The organism is Bacteroides caecigallinarum (assembly GCF_021531075.1).
Lineage (GTDB): Bacteria > Bacteroidota > Bacteroidia > Bacteroidales > Bacteroidaceae > Phocaeicola > Phocaeicola caecigallinarum_B.
This window is the reverse complement of record NZ_JADYTJ010000088.1, coordinates 1-4,812: the sequence shown is the minus strand read 5'-3', so window position 1 is coordinate 4,812 and position 4,812 is coordinate 1. Positions and strand designations below refer to the sequence as shown.

The window sequence follows — 4,812 nt, the reverse complement described above, 5'->3', positions numbered from 1 at the left end:
GTTTGAGGCGATCAGCCTCACTCAATTCAAGCACTTTTATATGTTTCATGATTCAATTTCTAAAATATCATGAGACAATATTAATAATTTATGCTGAATATAAAAATATTTTAGATCACTTACTTATGCATAATAAATTAATAGAAATCCTTTATGAATCCATATTAATAGCTTATATAAAAACACAAATAATGTTAATATACAATATATTAATTCTGAACTTCTCTAATATAAATATGAAAGGAGTTCAAATATGCAATAGGAATTATAATAGATTGACTCTTATTTGAGGATTATTTATTTATAAGTCACATATAAGTAACTACAACATCAGGATTTGTCAGCAGTAATACCCCATCGTTTCCTTAACTTTTCTTGGGAATTTATCTGAGTTTTCATGTGATACGCCCCTTCCTTGCCGTATATTATAAATCAGTTCAAGAAATATTCTTGAATGCATACATCCCTGATTTACCTCTGGTACACCAATGAGTTGATAAAAGTTCCTTTTAGTTACCATATGTCTTGTTTAGGAAATTCAGTTTTTCCTTCGGGTTTAAAAACAATCCAGTCAGTGCACGAAAATTGTTTTTATTATCTCTATTTTTGGTTGCTTTACTTGAGGTTTTCATAAACATTATTATAAAAGCTTATTAAAATCAGCTATTTAGACTTTTAACAAAAAAAGATTATTTAGTCGAGCAAACCTTTGCCTTCTAGTTGTGTCTTTATATACAATTGTTCTGCTATATAAAAGTCTAAAGGAGTGTCGATATCAATAGCTTCAATATCAGAATCAATAACAAATTTTGGTTTTTTCCCTATAATATTGCTATTTTGAATAAGATCCGCTTTGCTAGTTACTGAACAGCCGAAATTCAATGCTAACACATTTGGAAGATTCTGTGAATTTGGTGCATGCTTTGGGTCGTAGTTTATAGCTTTGCCATCAAGCCACATGAACTCTTTAATACAACTAACTGTTGATACACTATCGCATTCCGAGCCTTGTTCAGCAAGGAACAGATTAATACATTGCGAGATAGTTTCTGGCTTGATAAAAGGTGAGGTGCAAGGTGCATATACAAAAATATCAGTATCAGTTACTTCTCCTAAATGCTGAAAGAATTCGCTCCCACTGCACTGAGACGATGCATAATATTCCTCACGCCTATGATAAGTAAGACGGTATTTATTTTCAACTTTATTCATTAAAGATTTTACAATCTCGATGGCTGGCTCCGAATTTGTGTTTACGATGATTTGTTCAATTTCAGGGACATGCATGAGATTCTTTATTTTTAGTTCCATCAAAGTGGTGTTACCAAAATTACGAAGGTTTTTGTCTTTTACTCTTTGACTGCCCGAACGTATCGGGACTACTGCGGTAATTTTCATATCTATTAAAGTTTATTATAAAATAATTTCTTTTGAATTTATTTTTTGCATTAAAATAAATGTAACCATTCTATTTTCCGCTACGACAATTTTATCGGCTGTTTTTCAGCCGATAAAATAAAAATGTCCGTAAGAAAATAGTTTAGTTTTAACATTCCGATTTATAAAAACATGGCAGAAGAGCCTTCTTGTCGCAGTCCTTACCATGAAGAATACATTCAAACAAGTGCTTCAGGTAATCCTGAGGATCTATATCGTTCAACTTACAGCTTTCTATCAGGGAGAAGATGAATGCCGAGTTTTCTGCGGCTGCCTCACTTCCTATATTCATACAGTTCTTGAGCAGCAGCTTTACAGGTTTCATTCTTTGCTCACAGAGATTGTTGGATATTTCCGCTGAACCGTCCTTGAGGATATTTCTCAAGGATTTCCACTGGTTTATCGTGTAGTTCGCAGCCTTTCTTATCAGTTCGTTAGCCATGATCCTCGCATCCTGCATCATCATGACCACCTTATGATGTATACGTTCAAGAACAGGTCCCGTAAGTTTAAGTCTTTTTTCCTTTATCTTCTCACTGCTGAGTTTCATTGTGCGGAACAGGTCTTCATTCCTGAATAAATCACCGATAGAATCTATTATGTCCATCGCCGTCCTGTCTGATGGCAAAGCATCAACCCACAACCTCCTGCAGTGCGTCCAGCATCCTATATGAAGCACCTTTGAGCCTTCTCCGTCATACATTCTGTAAACCGTATATCCGTCTGTAGATATAGATCCCATAAAATGATCAAGGAAGGTCTTTGCCACATCAGATGCTCTGCTGCCGTTATTGTAATGATAATAAACCAACTTGACATGCTTTGCAAAGAAAGCCCATAAGTACTTTCTCCTGTAAGCCTTACCTTCCGGTGTTTCAACTCCAACGAGTTCGGTAGTCTCATCAACCATAAGGTATTTTGCCTGTTGTACAAACTTCTTGAAGACATCTTCCATAAACTCCCTAAGCCTGGAGATTCCGTTGTGGATATAGCTGTTCAGCGTGGTGTTGCTTATGTGGATGCCTTCTCTTGCAAGCAGTCTCATCTGTCTGTTCTCAGGCATGCTGAAGTCATATTTCAGACAAAGCAGACGGGCAAGCAGTTCAGGAGAGAAGATTCCTCCAAGGTTTTTCAAGGGATGCTCCATCGTGTTAGTGAAAGTGCCGTCTGCAAGCTTTACCCTTGCCACCTTGTACACATGTTCCACGTTATGGGCACGCACATGTTCTATAAACCTGTATTCCCACACATCAGCCATTCCGTTGCGGTTCATAAGCCTTGCACCATCCGGGAGTTGGTAATAGTCTTCTATTTCATGTACCACTACCTTGTCCACCTTCAGCCTGGTCTTTTCCGCACGTGGTGCGGTTTCCTTTCTTCTTGAAGGCTTGCTGTTCTGTGCTGTTGCGTTATCGGAAGAGGTATTGCCACCAGCTTCGTTACCATTGGCCTTATTATCAACATCACCTTATCTTGTCAGAACCGTCATATTCGGACTTTTCCATTGCAGACTTGTCAATGTTACGGTTGTTCAGCAGCCTTCTTTGCTCAGATGTACGGCCGAAACGGTGTTTCCTGCTGTCTTCAAGCTGAAGTCTGAGATTGGATATCTCGTTTGCAAGCATCATGTTCACCTCGTCTTTTGCTTCAAGCTGCTTCCTCATAAGTTCCATTTCTTTCCTGTAATGTTCAACCGTGGTTGATTGCTTTTCGAGGGATTCTTTGAGGTCATTGATTGTATCAATCAGAGTTTTTGAGTTCTCCTTGTTGGATTTTTCAATAGACTCAAGCCTCGCAATCAGTTCTTTATTCTGTTTGCGAAGCCCTGCTTTTTCCTCATTCGCCAGACCCAGCTGGCAGCAAAGTAACTCGTATGCTCTTTCATCAATCATGATATAAAGGTACGAAAAATCAGGCAGTTACGCAAACTTTTTATCGATTATTTTTGTATTATTCCATTGTAAATCAACGCCTTATTATTCATTATTTAGGAGTTACATACATTCTGTCGACTACGATATTTTCCGTCAGGTAAGCCATGTCAGACCACTGTATCCGGTAGCATTTTGACACCTCGTCAAACACAGGTCTCTTGAACTTTCCCATGACAGGACGTTTCTCGTAAAGCACATAAAAACCGCGTTCGTAATGAAGTATCTTGACGACCTTCCGGTTACGGGACATGAACATATATACATTGGACGCATCACTAGGGTCAAGTGACATCTCTTGCCTTATACTTTCACACAAACGGAAGATGCCTTTCCGTAAATCCACATTACCGTTGAACAGGTAATAGTTCAGGTTAGCACTCAGTCCAAGCATATCATCCTATCATTTTATTAAGCAACAGACTCAGATCAAGAACGCTGGTGTTTCTCAGAAACAGTGTCCTCCAGACGCCAGTTGTAACTTAACCCATTTTATTGGTGGTTCGCCTTCAGGCTGTTTCACCTCCATTTTTACAGTCGGACTGTTGCAAGGCTTGCCAGTTATCTGGACTTTAGCAACCTTGGGCTGATCAACCTGAACTGTCTTGCCTAACTTCTCGCTCCAAAGCTGATGACGTTGCCAGTTCATGAACTTGTCGTAGTTTACTCCATAATCCGCACAGAACTCGCGAAGATCCTTGGTCTCGCTGCATAACTGGTAGAGGTCATATACCTCCTGATAGTTTACTTTTTCTTTCGCCATAATCATTGTTGTTATTTGGTTATGGCGCAAAGGTAGGTTTGTGAATAATGTGCGTCAAGGTGGAAAATAGAATGCTTACGAAACTTACAGTACGTTACTTATTTTATTATCTTTTGAATTCTATTACTGTTTTCCTTTAAACTATACTTACTCTTAAAAAGCAAGTTTGCATTATTAACTAATTTTTTAACCTTTTCTTTGTCGTTCAACAAATCAATAGCTTCAGTAATTAAATCTTCATAAGAATCGACCTCAATATAATGAATACCATCCTTCATTTCTAAATCTGTTACAGCACCTTTTATTGCTACTATAGGTAAGTTATGTTGAACTGCCTCAGCTATTTTTAGTTTAAATCCTCCTCCAGCTAATTCTGGTACAATTGCTAAAGCTGCTTCTTTATAAAAAGGTTCAACACTTTTAACCTCACCAGAAACAAAAACTCCTTTAATCTTATTTCCTTTTACAATTTCCTTATTCTTAGCACGTCCTATAATCATTAACTCCATACCTTTTTCCTCTAATTCACTAAGAGATTTGGAAGACAATAATCTTTGAAGATTTAATCTCTTTGGAGTCCAAATAAAACTTCCACAAACAATTAACTTATTTGTTATATTAGGAGACCAATCATTTGGTAAAAAATTTATTTCAACTATAGGAGTAACTAAACATATGCTT

The 4,812-nt window shown here is 37.4% G+C and carries 3 protein-coding genes and 2 pseudogenes; all 5 read right to left on the bottom strand.

Annotated elements, in window-relative coordinates:
* Positions 1–693 precede the first annotated feature (693 nt).
* A complete protein-coding gene (locus I6E11_RS14080) occupies positions 694–1,398 on the bottom strand; it encodes an acylneuraminate cytidylyltransferase family protein (RefSeq protein WP_235338765.1) in 705 nt (234 codons plus the stop codon).
* Positions 1,399–1,546: 148 nt separating this feature from the next.
* Positions 1,547–3,329 (bottom strand): annotated as a pseudogene (gene tnpC / locus I6E11_RS14075) (IS66 family transposase).
* A gap of 91 nt (positions 3,330–3,420) precedes the next feature.
* Complete coding sequence (gene tnpB, locus I6E11_RS14065; protein ID WP_235338762.1) at positions 3,421–3,762, bottom strand: IS66 family insertion sequence element accessory protein TnpB; 342 nt, start codon at positions 3,760–3,762, stop codon at positions 3,421–3,423.
* 1 nt (position 3,763) lies between these two features.
* Positions 3,764–4,131: pseudogene (locus I6E11_RS14060) on the bottom strand (hypothetical protein).
* A gap of 98 nt (positions 4,132–4,229) precedes the next feature.
* On the bottom strand, positions 4,230–4,812 hold a 583-nt coding region (locus I6E11_RS14055), incomplete at its 5' end, for a glycosyltransferase family 4 protein (RefSeq protein ID WP_235338760.1).